This is a genomic window from Nocardiopsis ansamitocini (genome assembly GCF_030268225.1).
GTDB lineage: Bacteria > Actinomycetota > Actinomycetes > Streptosporangiales > Streptosporangiaceae > Nocardiopsis_D > Nocardiopsis_D ansamitocini.
The window spans coordinates 56,269-74,039 of sequence record NZ_BSQG01000014.1 but is presented as its reverse complement, the minus strand read 5'-3'; the positions used below and the strand labels follow the sequence as shown (position 1 = coordinate 74,039).

Genomic DNA, 17,771 nt, shown 5'->3' with positions numbered 1-17,771 from the left:
AGTACGCTCCCAGGGAGCAACCGCCGGATTGAGGCGTGATCATCGTGGCCTCAGCCGGACGCTGTGACGCCAGTACCCCAACTCGAAACGAAAACATCCGTAATGTAGCCGTCTCGTCACCTGTTCAGGATTCCGCCACATGTCGTCCGATATTGACGCCCAGCTCAGCAACTTCTTCGAAGACAACAACCAGCCCCCCGAGTTCGACGTCGTCCTGCGCGGCTTTGATCGGAACCAGGTCGACACCTACGTCGCTCAGCTCAAGAGCGACGGCCGACAGGCGCGGGAGGAGGCCGACAAGCGCCGCAAGGAGCTCTCCGACCTCAAGCGCCAGCTCCAGGAGCAGGAACGCCCCACCTATTCAGGTCTGGGCGCGCGCATCGAGCAGCTCCTGCGTCTAGCGGAAGAGCAGGCTCAGGAACTCGTCCAGGGCGCGCACGCCGACGCCAACGACGTCGTGGCCCGCGCCAAGGTGGAGGCCGCAGAGATGCGCGCCGCCGCGGAGAACGAGGCCACGGACCTGCGCGCCAGCGCGCAGCGCGAGTCCGACGAGATGCGCAGCTCGGCCGAGAACGACGCCGAAGAGGTCCGGACCTCCGCGCGTCGCGAGGCCGACGACCTCACCTCGACCACCGAGCGCGAGGTGCAGAAGAAGCGGTCCACCGTCGACCACGAGATCGCCGAGAAGCGGGCGACCTTCGAGGGCGAGATCGCCAAACTGCGCACCACCACCGAGCGTGAGTGCGCCCAGGCACGCGCCTCGGCGAAGCGCGAGCGCGACGAGACCATCCAGGCCGCCAAGCGCCAGGCCGACGAGATGCGGGCACAGGCCCAGCGCGCCACGGAGGAGAGCGAGGCCAAGCGCGCCCAGGACGAGGCCGAGTTCGAGATCCAGCTCGCCAGCCGCCGCGAGGAGGCCGAGCGCCAGGACGCCGAGCGCCTGGTCGCGGCACAGGCCGCCACGCAGAAGCTGGTGTCGGAGGCCGAGGAGCGCGCCGCAAGCGCCGAGCAGCGCGCCACCAAGGCCAGCTCGCAGGCCGACCAGACCCGCCGCGATGCAGAACAGCACGCCAAGCAGGTCGTGGCCAACGCCAAGAAGAACGGCGACCAGTACCTCGCCGAGTCCAAGTCCAAGGCCCAGCACCTGGTCAGCGATGCCAAGGCCGAGGCCGACCGGATCATGACCAAGGCCCAGCAGGAGGTGGACGAGCTCACGCGCCAGCGCGACAGCATTCAGTCCCACCTCCAGCAGTTGCGTCAGCTGCTGGGCGGCGGCGGTGGCGGGGACTTCTCCGCCGCTGTGCCCCCGGCCCCGGCTGCGCCGCAGGTTGCTCCTGCCGCAGAGGAGCCGCACGCGATCGAGGCCAAGTCGGCGTCTCGTCCGCCGGCCGGCGCCCAGAAGCAGCCCGTAGCCGCCAAGTCCGGCAAGGGCTCCGACGACGAGGACTGGTGGCAGGAGTAGTAGACGCCGCCGGCTCGACAGCCGTACAAAGAAAGGAGCCCGGTCCGTGGACGGATCGGGCTCCTTTGTCGTGTAGTCCCGCCTCGCCCTTTGGGGAAGGGAGGGCGTGGTCAGGACGCGGGCGGGGAAGGTTTGCTCCGCAGCAAGCGAACCCGCCCTGTACCCTGTGCGACACCGCGAACGCGGTGAGCCACGATATGGATACTCCTGAAGGTTAGGCGCATCCGGGGCAGAACGGAACGCTTCCCCCCAATCAGTCTTGATTTTTTGCCCGCTGCGCGAGCATTTCCGACTCCGGAACTCGTCCTGGACCGGCCGGTGTACTCCGCGACGGCACGCTCGGGTCCGTCACCACAGCGTTTGGAACGACGACTACTGCAACGTGTCCTTCTCGTAGGGCCCGTCCCACTCGGTGGGCAACGGGTGGGCGGTGGGCGCAACCCGTCTGGTCACCTCGTTGAGCACGGTGCGCACGTAGGGCTCTCCCACCCACAGGTGCTTGGCACCGTCGACCCCGATGACCTCGGCCTGAGGGACCCGGGCGAAACGCTTCTCGGCCTCGGCCGGGCGAAGGTAGTCGTCGAACTCGGGAACCAGGGCCACCAAAGGTTTCCCCGAGTCCGCCCAGACGTCCAGGTCGGCGTCGACAGCCCGGTGCAGAGGTGGCGACAGCAGGATCGCGCCCACGACCTCCGGGTCGCACCCCCATTTGAGCGCTAGTTCCGTGCCGAAGGACCAGCCGACGAGCCAAGGGGCGGGCAAGCCCTCGAACTCGGTGAACTCGATGGCCGCGGCGACGTCGTAGCGTTCGGACTCGCCCTCGCCGAAGACACCCTCGCTGGTTCCGTGCCGGGACGTCGTCCCCCGGGTGTTGAAGCGCAGGACCGCGACGCCGGCCAGCGCCGGCAGCCGGAAAGCGGCCTTGCGCAGCACGTGGCTGTCCATCATGCCCTGCGCCGTGGGCAGGGGGTGCAGGCAGACCAGCGTGGCGACCGGATCGGCCTCGGCGGGAAGCGCGAGTTCACCGACCAGGGCCAGACCGTCGGCGGTGTGCAGTGTGACGGGCCGGCGCCGGGCGGGCAGCACCGTACTGGCGCGGATGTCCATGGTTCCTCGGATGGTTCGGGGTCGGGTGGGGCGGTCAGTACCGCGGATGGCGGACCGAACGATGTGCGCGTTTGTCCCAGCAGGAACTGTGCCAATGGCGTCGGTCGTCACCGTCGCCTGCAGAGGACCACGCCACCACGTGCGGGACTCCCGGGGGGATCTCCTGGTAACAGCCCGGACAGCGATACGCCTTGGCCGCGGACGAACCACTGATCCGCCGGGTGACCCACTCACCGTCGGGGCCGCTCTCGCGGCGTTCTCCCCCGGTGATGCGTTCCATGAAGGAGGTCCCGTCGTCGGGCTTGGGTGAACCCCCTTTTCGGCGGCGGGGGGCGTTGCGGCGCGGACTCACCCCCCAAGCCTAAGAGAGAGTCGCCCCTGCCCCGACGCCCGAACCTGCGGCCCCAGGTGCAACCGCCGGATTGGTGGAAGCCGACAGCGATCCCGTTGCGCCAGGGGATCAGTTGTGGTCGCGCAGGGTGTCGCGCCCCTTCTGCACAAGGTGGAGCAACAGCGGCGCCGGGGCGAAGGAGGAATGAAGCCCCATGTGCGCGGACTCGGCGAGAACGCCGGTGACCCATTCGACACCGCGTCCGTCCAGGAGTTCGACGGGCCCCTGGGGGTAGCCACAGCCCATCCGCATCGCGGTGTCCACCTCGTCCGCGCTGGCGTAACCGTCGCCCACCATGCGCAGCGCGTCGTCGATGTGCGGGGCGAGCAGCAGCCCGGCGATGTCGAGTCCGGTGGCACCGTCGCGGACCCGATCGGCCAACGGACCGCCGGGCAACGCTTCGGGGTGCTGTTCCGGGCGCGAGTGGTCGTAGAAGCCGCGGCCGCTCTTTCGTCCGAGCAGTCCGGCGGCGACCATGCGGCGCAGTAGCGGCGCGGCCGCGTAACGCGGAGTACGGAACTCCGCCCACAGTACGTCCATGACGGCCAGACATACGTCGAGGCCGACGAGGTCGATCAGTGCGAGCGGACCCATCGGCAGGCCGACGGCCTTGGTGATGGCACCGTCGATCTCCTCGCGGGAGGCGAGTTTGCGCTCGTAGAGTCCGACGGCGTCGTTGAGATAGGGGACCAGCAGCGCGTTGGCGACGAATCCGGCGCGGTCGGTGACCGCGACCGGTGTCTTGCCCAATCGTTTGGCGACTTCGGTGGCCACGGCCAGTACGCCGGGTTCGGTGACGACCGTGCCGACGATCTCGACGAGCCGCATGACCGGGGCGGGATTGAAGAAGTGCAGCCCGATGACTTTTCCGGGCCGGTTGGTGAGTGCGGCGATCTCGGTGACCGAGAGCGATGAGGTATTGGTGGCCAGGATGGCACCGGGCGGCAGGACCCGGTCGAGGTCGGCGAAGACGTCCCGTTTGACGTCGAGCCGCTCCGGAACCGCCTCGATGGCGAAGTCGGCGTCGGCAAGGTCGTCCCGCGAGGTGGTGAGGGTGACCCGGTCGAGAACGGTCTGCCGCTCGGTGTCACTGAGCTTGCCCTTTGCCACTGCCTTGGCGAGGGAGCGTTCCAGGTGCGTGCGCCCTCGCTCCAGCGCGGCGTCATCGACCTCGACACCAGTGACGTTGAAGCCCGCCCGGGCAAAAACCTCGACGATGCCGGAGCCCATCGCTCCGAGCCCCACCACTCCGACCTTGCTGAATTCCTGGACCATGCGGCCCACCATAAAGGGTTGATCCCAGCGGGCCGGGACACCGCCCCCGTCGCACGCTCCTGATCGGTCACGCCGGTGAAGACCCACGAGGGGCACCGGAGGGGGTCCGGGCTGTGGAAAGCTTGCCGTTATGCGTCTTGTCATCGCTCGCTGCAAAGTGGACTACGTGGGCAAGCTGTCGGCCCACCTGCCAATGGCGACCCGCCTGATCATCCACAAGGCCGACGGATCCGTGTCGATCCACGCCGACGACCGTGCGTTCAAACCTTTGAACTGGATGAACCCGCCCTGCACGGTACGCGAGGTCGCCGGGGACGACGGTGGGGCCGTATGGACCGTGACCCACGGAAAATCCGGGGAGAAGCTCGTACTGACCATCGAGAAGGTCCTGCACGACACGTTCCACGAGCTCGGGGTGGACCCCGGCCTACAGAAGGACGGCGTGGAGGCCCACCTCCAGGAGTTGCTCGCCGAACACATCACCACGCTCGGCGAGGGCTACACCCTCGTACGCCGGGAGTTCCCCACCGCGATCGGTCCGGTGGACATCCTGTGCCGTGACTCCGCGGGTGCGACCGTGGCCGTGGAGATCAAGCGTCGGGGGGAGATCGACGGGGTCGAACAGTTGACCAGGTACCTGGAGCTGCTCAACCGTGACTCCACCCTCAAGCCGGTTCGGGGGGTCTTCGCCGCCCAGGAGATCAAGCCGCAGGCGCGGGTCCTGGCGACCGACCGTGGGATCTCCTGCGTGACCCTGGACTACGAAGCCCTGCGCGGAACGGACTCGGACGTCATGCGTCTGTTCTGATCGCCCGGTACGGTTCTCGGTTGGACAGCGCCCTGTTCCAGGCGGCGGGGAGACCCGCTGTCCTGCCCCGCGCCGGTCGCCATGGGCGGTCCGTCAGCAGCGCAGGTCCGCGGTCCGGAGGGCGTACGGCACGGCGCATCAAAATGCCTCCCCGGGTGGCCGCCTGTGGCCGCAAGGTGTGCACTCGGGTCCGCGCGGCTGCTGTCCGACAAGGTCGGGCGGCGGCCGGGCCCCCGAACCGGGCCCCTGAAGCGGCGGCGACGCGTCTCAGGGACGGGTCAGGGGAGTTCCCTGTTCCCTTCCCGGTCAATCGGGGGAAGACTCACAATATGGTCGATGCCATGAATGACTCCCCCGTCCCCGGACCGAACCAGATGCGTGCCTCCGACGCCGACCGCGACCGGGTCGCCGCGCGACTGCGCGACGCCCTGGCCGAGGGCCGGATCACCCCGGACGAGCACTCCGAACGGTTGGATTCCGTCTACAACTCCAGAACCCTGGGCGAACTGGTGCCAATCACCAGTGATCTTCCCGCCGTCCAGGACTCCTCCCTGCCCGATCAGCGCGCCTTCGACTCACCGCGGCCGGTCTACGGCCGGACGCGTGTCACCAACGGCTCGCCCAGCGGGTGGTTCTCGCTGGCGCTGATGGGCGGGGCCGAGCGCGGCGGGAACTGGGTGGTCCCGAAGACCTACCACGCGCTGGCACTGATGGGCGGCATCGGCATCGACCTGCGCGAGGCACGGTTCGCCGCCCAGGAGACAACGATCGTCGCCAACGCGCTCATGGGCGGCATCGAGATCGTCGTCCCCGACGACATCGAGGTCCGGGTGAGCGGAGTGGGGATCATGGGCGGTTACGGCGCCGAGGGGGAGGCCCCCAGCAGCGTGCTCGAACCCGGCACACCGGTGGTACGGGTCATGGGCGTGGGGCTGATGGGCGCCGTTGTGGTGATCCGCAAAAAGCGCAAGCACCAGAAGCAGGCCACGAAAGAAATCGAGGAATAGCTCCGGCGTCCGCCTCAGGACCGTCAACTCGATATCGACGGCAACCGTCTATAGGACCATGCCTTGACCTGCCTTAGGAAGATTTTGGCTGGATGTGGCAACCGTCCGCTTTCTCCTTGCTCTGCGCCACGGGCAGGTGACAAGCTGCACTCCGACCCCCGCACCGTTCGCGTCTATACCGTTACCCCAGGTAGGCGGACGCGCTATTGAGGAGGACGATCGTGCGCACATCATCGGGCCGATCCCCGCGTAAGGCCGGCACGGCCAAGCGAAGACTCGCCGTCGGCGCTGCCGCAGTCATGGTGCTCAGTCTGGGCAGTGCCCCCGCAGCCCAGGCCACCACCCCCGTGGACGAAGCGCAGCTGCCGACGCTGGTGCGGACCGCCGCCATCAAGCAGCACCTGCAGAACCTGACGACGATCGCCGAGTACAACGGCGGCAACCGGGCTACGGGAACTCCCGGGTACGACGTGGCGGCCAAGTATGTGATCGACCAGCTGAAGCGAGCCGGATACCAGCCGGTGAAGCATACCTACGAGTTCTCCGAGTGGGTCGAGAACAGCGAGCCCGTCCTCGCCCAGACCGCTCCGGAAGCCGTCGAGTACGCCTCCGGTCTGGACGCCGACTTCTTGGCGATGTCCTACTCCGGCTCAGGGGACGTGACCGCACCGGGTGTCCCGGTCAACGCCGACAGCGCCACCAGCGGTTGCGCGGCGTCGGAATTCGCCGGCTTCCCGGCCGGGGCGGTCGCCATCGTCAAGCGCGGTACGTGCCCCTTCTCGCAGAAGGCGACCAACGCGGCCGAGGCCGGCGCCGGGGCGGTGATCGTGTTCAACCACGGTGCCACCACCGACCCCAGCGACACCGGACCGATCAACGGCACGGTGACCGACCTCGCGGACATCCCGGTCCTGGGCGCCTCGCCCGAGGTCGGGGCCGCCCTCGTGGCCGCGGGCGACGAGCTCGAACTCCGGGTGCGGGTGGACGCGGAGATCGTGACGTCCAACTCGTACAACATCACCGCAGAGACCAAGGGCGGTAAGAAGGACAACGTGGTCGTGGTCGGCGCCCACCTCGACGGCGTCGAGGAAGGGCCCGGGATCAACGACAACGGCAGCGGCGTGGCGGCGATCCTTGAGGTTGCCAAGCAGCTGCCCAAGCTCGGCACCCCTGAGAACAAGGTGCGTTTCGCCTTCTGGGGCAGCGAAGAGGTCGGGCTGGTCGGCTCCACCAAGTATGTGGAGGCGTTGAGCGAGAAGGAACTGGAGCGGATCGCGCTCTACCTGAACTTCGACATGATCGGCTCGGAGAACTACGCCCGCCTGATCTACGACGGCCGTGGCGAACTTCCCGGCTCGGTGGCTCCGCCTTCGGGATCCGGAGCGATCCAGCGGACCTTCGAGAACTACTTCTCCGCCAAGGGACTCGTGGCAGAGCCGACCGAGTTCAGCGGACGCTCCGACTATCAAGCGTTCATGCTGGCCGGAATCCCCTCGGGCGGACTGTTCAGCGGCGCCGACGGAATCAAGACCGAAGCGCAGGTGGCGCACTACGGCGGCACCGCCGGGGTGCAGTTCGACCGCAACTACCACACCCCCGACGACACCATCGAGAACATCAACTGGGACAGCGTCACCGAGTTGAGCGGCGGGATCGCCTACTCGGTGGAGACGTTCGCGCAGAGCACCCTCCCGGTGAACGGCGTCGCGCCGTTCAGCCTGGGCACGCAGTCCAGCAGCGGTTTCGACCGCGTGGGCTCGTACTGGGTCCGTTGACGTCGACCGCTCGACGCTCTGCCTTTGCCGGCGGAACCGAATAAGCAGGTTTGCGTGACCGCGGCGGGATCTCCCGCCGCGGTCACGCGCGTTTGGCGCGGAAGGCCGGGTAACCGTTGCGTATCGGGCCGTCATAATCGAGCAGCCTGGTGCTACCGTTAGAAACAGGCCGGCTACCGTTCGTAGTAGTTGCAGGTCATTGGCGTGATTTCGATGTAGTCCGGTGTGGTTTCGGGGGCCACCGGAACCGGTCGAGGCAATCGCGAGACGACCCAGCTACGACGACCGACGGCCCGGGGTGGACGGCGCGGGCCCAACCGAACCGTCCACCCCAAGACGCCACCGCTACTCGCGCAGCGACTCGACATCGGAAACCAACACCAGGTGGGCATGCATCGCCGCCGCCGCACGCTCCGCGTCGCCCTCCCTGATCGCGTCGGCGATCCGCTCATGACCGGCAAGCGAATCAGCGGGCCGCCCCGGCTGCGCCAAGGACTCCATCCGGGTCTCGGTGATCATCGGCGCGATCTCGTCCATCATCCGACCGAGCAGCCTGGAACAGGCGGCCTGGGTGATCGCGGCATGGAAACGCTCGTCGCCCAATTCGCCGCGCCCGCCATCGGCGATCTCGGCGCGCATGACGTCGAGGGCGGCATCGATGGCGACGATGTCGGAATCGTTGCGGCGGCGCGCCGCGAGTTCGGCGAGCTTGACCTCCAGCGCCTGGCGCGCCTCGATCACCTCTGCACGCCGGTTGCGCCGATCCCGCAGCAGGGCCAGGACCTGCTCCTCGGCCACCGTACGTCGCACGATTGCCCCGTCACCATGGCGCACGTCGATGACACCCTGAACCTCCAGCGCGACCAGCGCCTGACTGAGCGACGCCCTGCTGACGCCCAGGGTCGCCGACAGCTCTCGTTCCGGTGGGAGTCGATCCCCGGCAGCGAGCCCGGCTTCTCGCATGTACTCGCACAAACGCTCGACAAGCTGTTCGTAGAGTCGGGGGCGGACGAGGCGACGGGGGGAAGGGCTGGCGTTCACTACGTCGGACGCTCCATTTTTACCGGCGGGATATTGACAGGACATGCCAGTGGAGTATTGGCTAGGCCACTGAGCCAGTAGCTTGGATCACATTAGCCGGTGCCTGGACTCACACCCCACGATCCTCATTGAACGGCCACGCAATGTCACCTGAGATCATCTCCATTGTCGCCCTGGCGGCCATGTTCGTCATCGCAACGGTACTGCCCATCAATATGGGCGCACTGGCCTTCGTTGCGGCCTTTCTCCTGGGCACGCTGGTGCTGTCCATGGACTCCAAGGAGATCCTGGCCGGCTTCCCCGGAGACCTGTTCCTGATTCTGGTCGGGATCACCTACCTGTTCGCGATCGCACAGAACAACGGGACAGTGGATCTCCTGGTCCGCGGGGCCGTACGCCTGGTCGGCGGCTGGGTGGCAGCGATCCCGTGGGTCATGTTCGCCATCACCGGTGTGCTGACCGCGATGGGGGCCCTGGGACCCGCGGCGGTCGCCATCATCGCCCCGATCGCACTCGGCTTCGCCGCCCGCTACCGGATCAACCCTCTTCTGATGGGCATGATGGTCGTCCACGGGGCACAGGCCGGCGGTTTCTCCCCGATCAGCATCTACGGTGCGACCGTCAACGGCATCGTCGGCGGTACCGACCTGGACAGCAGCCCCATGACGCTCTTCCTGGCCAGCATGTTGTTCAACACCGTCATCGCCCTCATCCTGTTCATCGTGCTGGGCGGACACCGCCTCATCGGGGTGCACTCGCGCGAGTTCGAGACCGTGAGCGTCGGCGATCACTCCCCCGGTGCGGAACGACTAGCGGTACGGGGCCACGGATCGGGCGCCTACCAGGGCGCGGAGCCCGGCGCCGACGAGCAGCCGAACGGATTCCGATTCGAACAGCTCATGACCATCATCGGCCTCATCGCCCTGGGTGTGCTCGCCCTGGGCTTCAAGATGGACGTCGGCTTCGTCGCCATCACGGTCTCCGTCGTACTGGCCGTCATGTTCCCCAAGGCCCAGAAGGGCGCGGTCAACAAGATCAGCTGGTCCACCGTCCTGCTGCTGGGCGGTGTCCTCACCTTCGTCCACGTGATGGAAGAAGCCGGGACCATCGACTTCGTCGGCAACAGTGTCGCCGGCCTGGGGGCCCCGCTGCTGGTCGCCCTCCTGCTGTGCTACATCGGCGGCGTGGTCTCGGCATTCGCGTCCTCCACCGCCATCCTCGGTGTGACCATCCCGCTCGCAGTGCCCTTCCTCCTCGCCGGCGACATCGGCGCCGTCGGGATGATCGCGGCCCTCTCCGTGTCCTCCACCGTCGTGGATGTCAGCCCCTTCTCCACCAATGGCGCGTTGGTCCTGGCCAACGCAAAGGGCATCGATCCCGATCGTTTCTACAAGCAGATCCTGGCCTACGGTGCCATCGTCGTGGCCGCGGGGCCGCTTCTCGCCTGGGCCGTGATGGTCCTCCCGAACTGGCTGTGACCGACCAGACAGAGACGAAAGCCGGTGAGGAACATGGCCAAGCGGCAGAGCGCCCGCGAACTGATCGAGCGCACCCTGGACCCGGGGTCGTTCACCTCGTGGGACACCGACCCCATCGACGTCCGCCCCGGAAAGGGGTACGCGGCCGACCTCGCCAGGGCCCGGGAACGCAGCGGGTGCGACGAATCGGTGCTGACGGGTGAGGGGCTGCTGCGCGGGCGCCGAGTGGCGATCGTCGCCAGTGAGTTCACCTTTCTGGCCGGCTCCATCGGTGCCGCCGCCGCCGAGCGCCTGGTCGTGGCGGTCGAACGGGCCACCGAGGAGGGACTGCCGCTACTGGCCGCCCCCGCCTCCGGCGGAACCCGCATGCAGGAGGGAACTCTCGCCTTCCTGGCGATGGTGAAGATCTCCGCGGCCATCGCCGCGCACAAGGCCGCCGGGCTGTCCTACCTGGTCTACCTACGCCACCCGACCACCGGTGGGGTGCTGGCCTCGTGGGGATCGCAGGGACACGTGACGGTCGCCGAACCGGGCGCTCTGATCGGCTTCCTCGGCCCGCGCGTCTACGAGGCGCTGTACGGCAAGGAGTTCCCCGAAGGCGTCCAGGTCGCCGAGAACCTCTACCGCAGCGGACTGGTGGATGCGGTGTTGGAGGCCGAGCACCTGCCGGCGATCGCCGACCGCACCCTGAACGTGCTGTTGGCCCGCCCCCGCTCCCTCGCCGACACCCCCGAACCGGGTCAGGAGCACATCCCCGACATCGCCGCCTGGGACTCCATCGTGCGCTCGCGCCGACCCGACCGGCCAGGTGTGCGCAGGCTGCTGCGCCATGCCGCCACCGATGTCGTCCCGCTCAACGGCACCGGTGACGGGGAGTCCGACCCGGGACTCCTACTCGCCCTGGCCCGTTTCGGGAAGGCGCCGTGCGTACTGCTGGGTCAGGACCGCAACCGCCAGAGTGTCGAGCACCCCATGGGTCCGGCCGCGCTGCGCGAGGCCCGCCGGGGCATGCGCATCGCACGTGAGCTGCGGCTGCCCCTTGTCACCCTGATCGACACCCCGGGGGCGGCCCTGTCCAAGGACGCCGAGGAACGCGGCATGGCCGGGCAGATCGCTCGCTGCCTGGCCGAACTGGTCACTCTGGAGGCGCCCACCGTGTCGGTGCTCCTGGGGCAGGGGACCGGTGGTGGGGCACTGGCGCTGATACCGGCCGATCGGGTCATCTGCGCCCAACACGCCTGGCTGTCCCCGCTGCCGCCCGAGGGCGCGAGCGCCATCGTCCACCGGACCGTGGACAGAGCACCGCTACTGGCGGCCGAGCAGGGGGTCCGCTCGGTGGAACTGCGCGCAAACGGCATCGTGGATCGTATCGTCGCCGAACACGACGACGCCGCCGACGAACCCGAGGCGTTCTGCCGGCGCCTCGGCGCCGCACTGGAGTACGAGCTGACCATCCTGTTCCACCGTGAGCAGGCCGCTCGGCTGCGCGCGCGACACGACCGGTACCGCCGGCTGGGGCTCTGAGGCGGACTCGATCCGGGAGGCACCCGCCTCAGTGGAACGTCGTCCGACACGCGCTCAGGAACCACCGCGCCCCGTTCCTCGTGAGGAACGGGGCGCGGTGGTGCAAAGGGCTCGGCAACCGCGTGTCACCTCGCCCAGTGGAAGACGTCGGCGGTCGCATCGGTGACGCGCACCGGTGTCCGGCCGTAGGAGACGACCCGGATGCGTACGCGGCGCCCCTTGGCAAGATCGCCTTTCCAGGAATAGGTGAAGTGCCCGCTGCCCCCTGCCTGCACCGGGGAGTCGATCGGCCGGTTGCGCACCGGCTGCCAGGCGTCCCCCTTCTTCTCGTACTCGACGGCGCGCAGTTGGAACTCTTCTCCTGCGGCCAGACCTTCGACAGTGACCCCGACCGAGAGGTCGTAGAGGGCTCCGTTGGGTTCGTCCACACCGACCAGGGCGTACAACTCGCCGGAGATGCCGTCGCGTTCGGTGAACTGGAGCGACGCCCACTGGCCGGGGGCGAGCGGCTGGGCGGTCGTCTTTTTGAACAGGTGATGGCCGGGCACGTCGTCCTCCTGGAGGGTCGGGGTGGGCGGCTTGGCGAAGGTGCCGTCGATGACCAGTGCGTATGCGCGTTCGCCGGGGCACGAGGTGGAAATGAAGTCACGGTGGCCCAACACCGTGCCGCCGATGGAGGACCGCGGCTCCATCAACCACTGGCGGAGCTGACGCACGGCGTTGACCTGGCCGTCGGTGATGACGTCGGTGGGGCCGGTGGCCAGGGTGACCGAGTAGTGACTGGAGTTGCCGCCGGGTTGGGCGGCCTGAACCCGGAACAGCCCGCGTCCCTCGATGACATAGGCGTGCGGGCATGCCATCCAGGAATATCCGATGTCGGCCCAGCCGCGACTGGGCCCGGTGTGAAAATCTCTCGTGCGCCGCCAGTAGGCCAGGCACTCCTCATGTGCCTTGGCGGCCAAACGCTGGTTGCTGGAGTCGTAGTGGATGACCAAGCCGGACTTGGGGTCGGCCGCCTGGGCCGGGCTCTCCCCCCAGCCCAGATCGGCTCGGGACACGTACTTCTCGGGTCGGGGCACCGCACCTCCAGAAGCTGAAGAGCCCCAAAGGGAAGGGACTCAAGGTGTTGACCGTGCCTGCGTCAGCGGTGATGCGCCACGTTCACCTCGTCCGGTTTCGCACCGCTGTGTTCTCGTCCCGCACGGCAGGCGGTACACGGACACCGGGGCGAACGGTGCCCGTGGTGTCGTGTTCCACCTGACACGGAGAAAACTGTGACCCAAAGTCGGGAATCAACTACTCTCCGCACTCTTCCTACGATGCCTGGAGAAACGGATTCCCGCATGGTTTCTCTACAAAATGGCCGGTCGCAAGCCGGTCGCAACGGGAACGTCTCTCCCGGCGACAGACGAGGACCCCAGCGGGGAGCACCACCGCTGCCACCGGAAGAGACCAGAGCGGGGCCGGCTCCCCAGAGGGGCGGTCCGGGTATCGCCCCGTGCCGGCCCTGCGTCTCCCCTAGCTAGGGTGAGCCCCATGACCAAACGCGATACCGACAAGCCCGTGGTCCTGTCCACGATCTATACCCGGGGCGGCGACGACGGCTCCACCTCACTGGGGGACATGAGCCGTACGGCCAAGACCGACGCACGGCTGGCCGCCTATGCCGACGTGGAGGAGGCCAACGCCGCAATCGGTGTCGCGCTGTCGCTGGGCGAGGTTGCCGACGACGTACGGGCGCTCCTGTCCCGGGTCCAGAACGAGCTCTTCGACGTGGGCGCCGACCTCTGCACACCGGTGGTTCCCGACCCCAAATATCCGCCGCTTCGCGTCGAGGCCGCCTACATCGACCGGCTGGAGGAGGCGTGCGACCACTACAACGCCGGCCTCACCAAGCTGCGCAGCTTCATCCTTCCCGGTGGCCCCCCGATCGCGGCGCTGATGCACACCGCACGGGTGGTGGCCAGGCGTGCGGAGCGGACCACGTGGAGCGCGATCGAGGCGCACGGCGACTCGGTGAACCCGCTGACCGCCAAATACTTGAACCGGCTCTCGGACCTGCTGTTCATTCTCTGCCGAGTGGTGGCAGACGGCGACGAGGTGCTCTGGAAGCCGGGCGGACAGCGCGACTGACCACCGGCAGGCACGCTTCCGGCTCCGGTCGTCGCGGGCCGGGGGCTACCCCTCGGTCAGCAGCGACTCGACGGACTCGACCTTGCTGGTCAAACCGTCGGTGACTCCGGCGCGGATGTCGGCCTTGAGAACCAGGGTGACCCGGCCCGCGCCCTCCCCCGCGGCCTCGGTTGCGCGTTTGACGACGTCCATCACCTCGTCCCACTCTCCCTCGATGCTGGTGAACATCGCATCGGTGTGATTGGGCAATCCGCTCTCGCGGACGACCTGGACGGCTCTGGCCACGGCGGGGGCGACGGATTCGCCCTCGCCCAAAGGGCTCACGGAAAACGCGACGATCATGGGTCCATCGTAGTCGTCGAGGTCCTCGAAAGGCCGGTGAAGCGCCCGGGCCCGGCTCAGTCCGCCTGCCAGATCGTGCCCGGTGGCATGGACTCCAGCCAGGACAGAAATCCGGTCAGTGCACCCTCGCTCATTGCGAGTTCGTGGACGGCTTCCGTGGGATCGGAACCGTCCGCCGCACTCCAGGCGACCTCGATGACGACGAGATCGTCGGTCAGTTCACGCAGGTCCTCGCCCGCGGGAGCACGTCGGCCGACAACGACGAGGCCGCGGCGCGACAGCTCTGCTGTCGGCCGCGGCCACAAAGAGAAGATGCGATACCAGCGCAGTTCCTCGCTGCCGTAACGGGCACACCCCATCCGCCATGGATGCCGGCCGCCCGTTGCTGGACGCAGGTAGCACTCGACCGCACCGCCGCCACGCTCCAGGGCGAAACGGCGCACGGTCACTCCGAGCAACGCCACGAGGGCCAGGGCGAGCAGCGTGAAGAACAGCCATTCGGCTAGATCGAACCACGTCGCGCTGTTCAGCTGCTCCCCCAAAGTCTCCCCGGCACGCCGTCGGTCAGGCGGCCTCTCCCGCTGCCCGCAGACGTCCGCGGGCCCGGGCTGCACGCGCACGCGCCTCGGCGTCCTCAAGGCCGGCGGCACCGGCCTCGGTCAGCGCGGTCTGGGCACGATCGACGTCGATCTCATCGGCGAGTTCAGCGATCTCGGCCAGGATCGAGACCCGGTTACCGGAAGCGACGGAGATGAACCCGCCATGCACGGCTGCGCGGATCTCACCGTCGGCCTTCGCCCCCAGCACACGCACCACAGCGCCCGGCGCGAGCAACGCCAGCACCGGCACGTGTCCCGGCTGGACACCGATCTCGCCGTCGACGGTCTTGACGATCACCATGTCGCCCTCGCCGGCCCAAAGCTCACGCTCGGGCGAGACGAGCTCAACGAAAAGCTTCTTCGACACTGCCACATACTCCTCAGGTAGAGGGCTGTTTCAGCGGAGAACGGGGGCCGCCCGGCGCGATACGCGACCGACCGGCACCCCTGTCCCCGCAGCTACTAACCCTGCAGCGTCTTGGCCTTCTCGACGGCCATCTCGATGTTGCCGACGTCGAGGAACGCCTGCTCGGGCAGGTGGTCGTACTCACCGTCGCACAGGGCCTTGAAGGAGGCGATGGTCTCCTCCAGCGGCACGAACACCCCCGGGTTGCCGGTGAACTTCTCGGCGACGAACATGTTCTGCGACAGGAAGCGCTCCAGGCGCCGCGCACGGTTCACGATGATCTTGTCCTCTTCGGACAGCTCGTCGATACCGAGAATGGCGATCTGGTCCTGCAGGTCGTTGTTGCGCTGCAGGATCTCCTTCACCCGCTGGGCGACGTCGTAGTGCTCCTGACCCACGTACTGCGGGTCGAGGATGCGCGAGGACGAGGCCAGCGGGTCCACCGCCGGGTAGATGCCCTTCTGCGAGATCGGGCGGGAGAGCTCGGTCGTCGCGTCCAGGTGGGCGAAGGTGGTGGCCGGCGCGGGGTCGGTGTAGTCGTCCGCGGGCACGTAGATCGCCTGCATCGAGGTGATCGAGTGGCCGCGGGTCGAGGTGATCCGCTCCTGCAGCAGGCCCATCTCGTCGGCCAGGTTGGGCTGGTAACCCACCGCGGAGGGCATGCGGCCCAGCAGGGTGGAGACCTCGGAACCCGCCTGGGTGAACCGGAAGATGTTGTCGATGAAGAGGAGCACGTCCTGCTTCTGAACATCGCGGAAGTACTCCGCCATGGTCAGGGCGGACAGGGCCACCCGCAGACGGGTGCCGGGGGGCTCGTCCATCTGGCCGAAGACGAGAGCGGTGTCCGGGAGGACCTCCATCTCGCCCATCTCCAGGAAGAGGTCCGTGCCCTCACGGGTCCGCTCACCCACACCCGCGAAGACGGACACGCCGCCGAAGTTGCGGGCGATACGGGTGATCATCTCCTGGATCAGCACGGTCTTGCCGACACCGGCACCACCGAACAGACCGATCTTGCCACCACGCACGTACGGGGTGAGCAGGTCGATGACCTTGATACCGGTCACCATCATCTCGGTCTTCGACTCGAGCTGGTCGAAGGCCGGGGCCTGGCGGTGGATCGGCCAGCGCTCGGTGACGTTCAGCTCCGCGAGGGAGACGTCCTGGGGCTCGCCCAGGGTGTTGAAGACGTGTCCCTTGACGACGTCGCCGACCGGAACCGAGATCGGTTCGCCGGTGTCGCGGACCTCGGCACCCCGGACAAGACCGTCCTGGGGGGCGAGGCTGATGGTGCGCACCAGGTTGTCGCCGAGGTGCTGGGCAACCTCTAGCGTGATCGTCTTGGTCGCGCCGCTGAGCGTGACCTCGGTGTGCAGGGCGTTGTAGATCGGGGGCAGGGAGCCGACGGGGAACTCCACGTCGACGACCGGGCCGGTGACCCGGGCGATGCGGCCGGTAACAGTACCGGGCGCGGCCGTCCCTTCAACAGTCGCAGTCACTTCTCTTACTCACTCCCCGCGCTGGCACCAGCGAGCGCGTCAGCGCCGCCGACGATCTCGCTGATCTCGTTGGTGATCTCCGCCTGGCGGGCTTGGTTGGCCTGGCGGGTCAGGTTCTTGACAAGCTCTTCGGCGTTGTCGGTCGCGGCCTTCATGGCGGCGCGACGCGACGCCTGCTGCGACGCGGCCGACTCAAGAAGCGCGAAGTAGATCCGGTTCGTCACGTACTGGGGAAGCAGCTGGTCCAGCGCCTCCTCAGGTGAGGGCTCGAACTCGTACAACGGCACGGGGCCGCCCTGCGAGGTCTCGAGCTCCTCCGCGTCGACCTCCTCGACCTCCAGCGGAAGCGCCCGGTAGGCGCCGGCCCGCTGAGTGATCATGGAGACGAACTCGGTCGAGACGATGTGGATCTCGTCCACACCGCCCTCCGCGGTGTCCTGGATGAACTTGTCCATCAGGGCCGCGCCGATTTCCTTGGCGTGCTGGTAGGTGGGACGCTCGGTGAAGCCGTCCCACGCACCCGCCAGGGGCCGCTCACGGAAGTTGTAGAAGCCGATGCCCTTGCGTCCGACCATGTAGGTCAGGACCTCTTTGCCCTGCTCGCGCAGAAGCGTGGAGAGACCTTCGGCTTCCTTGATCGCATTGGTGGTGTATCCGCCGGCAAGACCCTTGTCGCTGGTGATGACCAGGACAGCGGCCCGGACCGGATTCTGTGCCTCGGTCAGCAACGGGTGGTCGCTGACGCGAGCCGCCACCGCCGAGACCGCGCGGGTGATCTCCCGCGCGTAGGGCCCGGCCGCCTCGGCCGCGCGCTGTGCCTTGGTGATGCGCGTGGCGGCGATCAGCTCCATCGCACGGGTGATCTTCGCCATCGACTTCGTCGAGCGAATCCTCCGGCGGTAAACGCGAAGCTGTGCACCCATG

At 67.8% G+C, this 17,771-nt stretch carries 17 protein-coding genes; 7 read left to right on the top strand and 10 right to left on the bottom strand.

Annotated elements, in window-relative coordinates; all coding sequences use genetic code 11:
* Positions 1–139: 139 nt before the first annotated feature.
* Positions 140–1,462, top strand: a complete 1,323-nt coding sequence (locus QSJ59_RS23555; RefSeq protein ID WP_285761948.1) for a DivIVA domain-containing protein — start codon at positions 140–142, stop codon at positions 1,460–1,462.
* A gap of 372 nt (positions 1,463–1,834) precedes the next feature.
* On the opposite strand, the gene QSJ59_RS23550 is transcribed toward QSJ59_RS23555, so the two are convergent.
* From QSJ59_RS23550 to QSJ59_RS23540, 3 genes are all read right to left on the bottom strand, one after another.
* On the bottom strand, positions 1,835–2,569 hold the full coding sequence (locus tag QSJ59_RS23550; protein WP_285761946.1) for an alpha/beta hydrolase: 735 nt from the start codon (positions 2,567–2,569) through the stop codon (positions 1,835–1,837).
* A gap of 34 nt (positions 2,570–2,603) precedes the next feature.
* Positions 2,604–2,921 carry an Rv1322 family protein gene (locus QSJ59_RS24445; protein WP_285761945.1) on the bottom strand — a complete coding sequence of 106 codons (318 nt, stop codon included), beginning with the start codon at positions 2,919–2,921 and terminating at the stop codon, positions 2,604–2,606.
* A gap of 108 nt (positions 2,922–3,029) precedes the next feature.
* Entirely contained in the window at positions 3,030–4,235 is a 1,206-nt protein-coding gene (locus QSJ59_RS23540; RefSeq protein WP_285761944.1) for a 3-hydroxyacyl-CoA dehydrogenase, read from the bottom strand.
* Between the two features lie 130 nt (positions 4,236–4,365).
* On the opposite strand from QSJ59_RS23540, the gene nucS reads away from it, so the two are divergent.
* From nucS to QSJ59_RS23525, 3 genes are all read left to right on the top strand, one after another.
* The gene (nucS, locus tag QSJ59_RS23535; protein ID WP_285761943.1) at positions 4,366–5,043 is read left to right on the top strand and encodes an endonuclease NucS; all 678 of its coding nucleotides are present in this window, start codon (positions 4,366–4,368) and stop codon (positions 5,041–5,043) included.
* A gap of 341 nt (positions 5,044–5,384) precedes the next feature.
* Positions 5,385–6,050, top strand: a complete 666-nt coding sequence (locus QSJ59_RS23530) for a DUF1707 SHOCT-like domain-containing protein (protein ID WP_285761942.1) — start codon at positions 5,385–5,387, stop codon at positions 6,048–6,050.
* A gap of 221 nt (positions 6,051–6,271) precedes the next feature.
* Positions 6,272–7,825 (top strand): M20/M25/M40 family metallo-hydrolase, encoded by a 1,554-nt coding sequence (locus QSJ59_RS23525; RefSeq protein ID WP_349497234.1) that lies wholly within the window; start codon positions 6,272–6,274, stop codon positions 7,823–7,825.
* A gap of 345 nt (positions 7,826–8,170) precedes the next feature.
* Here QSJ59_RS23525 and QSJ59_RS23520 read toward each other — a convergent pair whose 3' ends face one another.
* Positions 8,171–8,866 (bottom strand): FadR/GntR family transcriptional regulator, encoded by a 696-nt coding sequence (locus tag QSJ59_RS23520; RefSeq protein WP_285761941.1) that lies wholly within the window; start codon positions 8,864–8,866, stop codon positions 8,171–8,173.
* A 143-nt stretch (positions 8,867–9,009) separates the two neighbouring features.
* On the opposite strand from QSJ59_RS23520, the gene QSJ59_RS23515 reads away from it, so the two are divergent.
* Positions 9,010–10,344, top strand: a complete 1,335-nt coding sequence (locus QSJ59_RS23515; protein WP_285761940.1) for an SLC13 family permease — start codon at positions 9,010–9,012, stop codon at positions 10,342–10,344.
* Between the two features lie 33 nt (positions 10,345–10,377).
* Positions 10,378–11,868, top strand: coding sequence for a carboxyl transferase domain-containing protein (locus QSJ59_RS23510; RefSeq protein WP_285761939.1), 1,491 nt, complete (start codon positions 10,378–10,380; stop codon positions 11,866–11,868).
* A 125-nt stretch (positions 11,869–11,993) separates the two neighbouring features.
* Here the strand turns inward: QSJ59_RS23510 and QSJ59_RS23505 are convergent, their stop codons facing one another.
* Positions 11,994–12,947: a peptidoglycan recognition protein family protein gene (locus QSJ59_RS23505; protein ID WP_285761938.1), complete on the bottom strand. Its 954-nt coding sequence runs from the start codon at positions 12,945–12,947 to the stop codon at positions 11,994–11,996.
* A 457-nt stretch (positions 12,948–13,404) separates the two neighbouring features.
* On the opposite strand from QSJ59_RS23505, the gene QSJ59_RS23500 reads away from it, so the two are divergent.
* Complete coding sequence (locus QSJ59_RS23500; protein ID WP_285761937.1) at positions 13,405–14,001, top strand: cob(I)yrinic acid a,c-diamide adenosyltransferase; 597 nt, start codon at positions 13,405–13,407, stop codon at positions 13,999–14,001.
* A gap of 45 nt (positions 14,002–14,046) precedes the next feature.
* On the opposite strand, the gene QSJ59_RS23495 is transcribed toward QSJ59_RS23500, so the two are convergent.
* The 5 genes from QSJ59_RS23495 to QSJ59_RS23475 form a co-directional block, all read right to left on the bottom strand.
* Positions 14,047–14,343 (bottom strand): MTH1187 family thiamine-binding protein, encoded by a 297-nt coding sequence (locus QSJ59_RS23495; protein WP_285761936.1) that lies wholly within the window; start codon positions 14,341–14,343, stop codon positions 14,047–14,049.
* A 56-nt stretch (positions 14,344–14,399) separates the two neighbouring features.
* Positions 14,400–14,885 carry a DUF2550 domain-containing protein gene (locus QSJ59_RS23490; protein WP_285761935.1) on the bottom strand — a complete coding sequence of 162 codons (486 nt, stop codon included), beginning with the start codon at positions 14,883–14,885 and terminating at the stop codon, positions 14,400–14,402.
* Positions 14,886–14,907: 22 nt separating this feature from the next.
* On the bottom strand, positions 14,908–15,309 hold the full coding sequence (locus QSJ59_RS23485; protein WP_285761933.1) for a F0F1 ATP synthase subunit epsilon: 402 nt from the start codon (positions 15,307–15,309) through the stop codon (positions 14,908–14,910).
* Positions 15,310–15,404: 95 nt separating this feature from the next.
* Positions 15,405–16,847, bottom strand: coding sequence for a F0F1 ATP synthase subunit beta (gene atpD, locus QSJ59_RS23480; RefSeq protein WP_285761932.1), 1,443 nt, complete (start codon positions 16,845–16,847; stop codon positions 15,405–15,407).
* 5 nt (positions 16,848–16,852) lie between these two features.
* Positions 16,853–17,770, bottom strand: coding sequence for a F0F1 ATP synthase subunit gamma (locus tag QSJ59_RS23475; protein ID WP_285761931.1), 918 nt, complete (start codon positions 17,768–17,770; stop codon positions 16,853–16,855).
* Between the last annotated feature and the right edge of the window lies 1 nt (position 17,771).